General features: G+C 44.9%; 7 protein-coding genes. 5 read left to right on the top strand and 2 right to left on the bottom strand.

The window, feature by feature from the left end:
• A partial coding sequence (locus LC574_RS32230; protein ID WP_229457669.1) for a hypothetical protein occupies positions 1-797 on the bottom strand: 797 nt, incomplete at its 3' end.
• On the opposite strand from LC574_RS32230, the gene LC574_RS32235 reads away from it, so the two are divergent.
• Positions 777-1076, top strand: coding sequence for a hypothetical protein (locus LC574_RS32235; RefSeq protein ID WP_229457670.1), 300 nt, complete (start codon positions 777-779; stop codon positions 1074-1076). The two genes, LC574_RS32230 and LC574_RS32235, sit on opposite strands and share 21 nt — an antisense overlap.
• Positions 1077-1603: 527 nt before the next feature.
• Here LC574_RS32235 and LC574_RS32240 read toward each other — a convergent pair.
• The gene (locus LC574_RS32240) at positions 1604-1906 is read right to left on the bottom strand and encodes a hypothetical protein (protein ID WP_229457671.1); all 303 of its coding nucleotides are present in this window, start codon (positions 1904-1906) and stop codon (positions 1604-1606) included.
• A 201-nt stretch (positions 1907-2107) separates the two neighbouring features.
• Here LC574_RS32240 and LC574_RS32245 point away from each other — a divergent pair, with 201 nt between their 5' ends.
• The 4 genes from LC574_RS32245 (at position 2108) to LC574_RS32260 (ending at position 3280) form a co-directional block, all read left to right on the top strand.
• Positions 2108-2302 (top strand): hypothetical protein, encoded by a 195-nt coding sequence (locus LC574_RS32245; protein ID WP_229457672.1) that lies wholly within the window; start codon positions 2108-2110, stop codon positions 2300-2302.
• A complete protein-coding gene (locus LC574_RS32250) occupies positions 2299-2553 on the top strand; it encodes a hypothetical protein (protein ID WP_229457673.1) in 255 nt (84 codons plus the stop codon). The genes LC574_RS32245 and LC574_RS32250 overlap by 4 nt, the downstream gene beginning before the upstream one ends.
• 236 nt (positions 2554-2789) lie before the next feature.
• Positions 2790-3107: a hypothetical protein gene (locus LC574_RS32255; protein WP_229457674.1), complete on the top strand. Its 318-nt coding sequence runs from the start codon at positions 2790-2792 to the stop codon at positions 3105-3107.
• Positions 3104-3280, top strand: a complete 177-nt coding sequence (locus LC574_RS32260) for a hypothetical protein (RefSeq protein ID WP_229457675.1) — start codon at positions 3104-3106, stop codon at positions 3278-3280. Before LC574_RS32255 ends, LC574_RS32260 begins: the two co-directional genes overlap by 4 nt.
• Positions 3281-3342: the final 62 nt, after the last annotated feature.

The following is a 3342-nucleotide window of genomic DNA, read 5'->3' on the forward strand; positions in this document are numbered from 1 at the left end:
AACGCCTCTACAGCATCCGCTAGGTCATCACGGTTCACCAAGGCGGCGGCACGAAGCAAGTCCTCGTTGTCAAGCTTAACTCCCATCAACTTTAATTGATTTGGTTTTAAAAGGTCGGGCGCGGCGGCGGCGGAAGATTTGCCCTCATTAGGGTCTGTGGCTCCCAAGGCGGGACTTTCATTTAAATCATCGGTAGAAAATGAGCCAATTGCCTCTAACTCATCCTCGGCAACTCCAGGACTATCTGGGGATAATTCTTTTTCCTGGTTCTCATTTTTTTCAAAAACAACCGCTTCTCTAATTTGGTTGTTCTTTGGATCTTCTTTGTATATAGATGAATCTGCAATATCGCAGATTGTCATCTGCAAATCCGCATCTGCCAATCTGCAATTTTGCAGATTCGACAACGGCGCGGGTTTCAGGCTTTTGGGTGGCTTTTCCTTTCTTAATGGTGCTTCCCCCGTAGCCTTGCCATATTTCTCAAACAGCAGGTCAAATCCTGTATCCTCGAATATCTTTTGGTAGTTCAGTCTGTACCACTTGCGCCGATTGTAGGAGTGCAGCAGGGGCGGTTTAGACACAAAGCCTATATCGTTTTTTAGCTCGTCAAACCGCGCTGTCACTATCCACCCAATCTTCTCCAGATGACGGACGTTTCTACCGAACTGGTCTATCGACATCCAGGTAAACTGCTCTAGCCACTCCTTATAACCGTTGAATATCCACTTGCAGCCGTCTTGCATGAGATAACCAGCTTCTTCGTTCTGGAGCCAGTAATGCAAGCGCTGGATTATCAAAGCCTGATCCGCGTTGTCCAAAAACGCCGCTATCACGTCGTAGCACATAAAGTAATACCTCTGTGTCCTCTGGGGGGCAACACTGGTAGAATTGACAACAGTACTGTTCGACATCGTTTATCGTCTTTCCCCTGGATTATCACTTTCAGTCCAGTAGCGAAAGCTCTAACCGTTCAATCCTCGATCGCCCCTTGTTATCTCACACCAGAACTTGATAGCCTTAATTCAGTTTTTCTTTGTCTTGTTTGTTGTTCTGGGGCTGGTTTGCGGGGCGATTGAGCTTTGAAACTATTAGCAACTTTCAACTACAAGACTTTTTTTATTGGTTCTTGTGTATGAATTTTGGACTTCTGTAAGTCCAAAATTCACTGATAAAATTCGCTTCATCAAGCATACATCTCATTTATTTCCGTATCAATCAAATTGCATCTTGTATAAGATATGTAAGCTTTTCCGCTCAGGCAAATAGGTTTTGCCCGTGCATATACACGGCTAAAAATGCACATGCCATTGCAATATTTAGGCAAGAGTTAGGCAAGATCCTGTTGATCAAATGCTACTCAAATGCTACTCAAAATATCCTTGAAACCATTGAAAAATCGTTTATGCCAAGCTTCTGTACGAATATTTGCGAAATCTTATAATCCTTACTATGACTAGTTTTCATCCGTTTATGGCGAACAGTATCCCAACAAGTCTCAGAAGTTGTTAGGTTGCAATTCATATAGAAGTACACCTAACACTCCGGGTTAGTTAAGAGGCTAATATGCTAAATCTTGTAAACCCTTGCTATAACTGCTTTTCCATCAATGACACGAGGAATTGCTAGTCCTAGTGTCAGTTCCCTTACTGTTAATCAGCTTATGGATCGCTGTTAAGGTTAGTTGCAATTCTTCCCGGTGCGGTTCTGAAAGCGTTTTGTAACAATTCGTTAACAACTCCATAGTATCTGGGGTCTCACTGCATTCAAAATCTAAAAGCTGATGGTAGTACCGGATCATGTTCCATTCATCCAGGGCGGTTGTCACCATCGCAACCAGAGATTCATTACTTTCATTCACAGGAAAAGCGGATACAGTGTCATTGCTGGCGGTCTGCGCTTGTTGCATAATTTGTATGCCTCCTAATCGTCGGCTAAACGGTTAAACGATTGGGTCGAAGTCGTGCCGGTGGGGGAGATGTCGTAGTTTCTCCTGCCGGGGCGCGTTATGTTATTTGTCTTTATCTGTACAGTTTGCACAAACTGTACTCATGGTACGATAGCACATTAAGTTCTATGAGTACAAACCGTACAAAAAGTTATGATTGGAATGAACCGTACAGTGTTAACTATGAGCGGGAAAGGACGAATAGCCGTAACTTTAGAACCTGAAATTTATCAGTGGATTGTTGAACGTGCAGCCAAAGAAGGAAGATCATTGGCTAATCTTGCAGCTTTCCTTCTCAGTGGCACTGTCAAAGAGCAAATGGAAGAGGAAGCCACCAAAGAGAAGGGGGCAGCATGAGTGAAGAGAGACTAGACCGCATCGAAGCCGCCCTAGATAGGCAAGTCGCCGTCAACGCCGACCTTCGCACCTCGGTTACAGAACTGCGGGCCACCACAGAAGCCCTACTCCAAGTCGCCACAATTCACCAGCAAAATTTTGAACGCCTCACAACTGAACTAAACGCCGATCGCGTTGAATGGCGATCGCAAATTGACCGCATCTGGCAGTACCTCAGAGAGCAACGCGGCAACGGTCGAGGTGAGGGATAACCTCAAAGCGCGATCGTACTTCATCGTCCGGGGATGATCATTTAACCATCATCTGTGGGTAGGAGAATTAGGGAGCGATGCGACGCGACGAACTTACTCGCTTTCCTTGAACTCACTACTGTATTCATCTGTATACAATTAGAATACAATATCTGAATACAGACTGTCAACAAAACTGTAGACAAGAACTCTGAAACCATCTAGTATTGTAGACAGTTGTATTCAGTGTATAAGCTATGGTCAGCAAACAGTTTTCGTTTCGCTTGGCTGATGAAGTTGTAGAAGCGCTAGAAGGATTGCAGTTAGAAGGAGAAAGCCTAAACCAGACGGCTCAAAGGATACTCACAAAATCCGTAGGACTGTCTACAAGTACCTCTACTCATCTGTCTACACCTGTAGACATAAAGGAATTGGTTAAGCAAGAAGTAGAAAACGCGATCGCCAATTCTGAACAATTGAAAGAGATGATCGCAGCTAATACCGCTTACCTGGCAACAGGCATCAACGAAATCAAGCACGAAGTCGATGAGCGCCTGGGGGAGTTGAGCGCTTGAGAGATAACGCTGCATCTCTTGGGCAGTCACCAGCTACACTGTCTACACCTGTAAACAATTCTGTAGACATCGACTCAATCCGCGATCGCACTCTTGCCAAGCTGAAAATGGGCAGACAATCACCAGCCGGAAAAGCAATTCAAGCCTTTATTAAAGAGCTAACACGTGGGTGACAAGTGCGCTTTGTGTGCCACAATCGATGGTGACAAGTGCGGTTGCAGTACCACGATCAACG

This window comes from Nostoc sp. CHAB 5715 (genome assembly GCF_020829685.1).
Taxonomy (GTDB): domain Bacteria; phylum Cyanobacteriota; class Cyanobacteriia; order Cyanobacteriales; family Nostocaceae; genus Nostoc.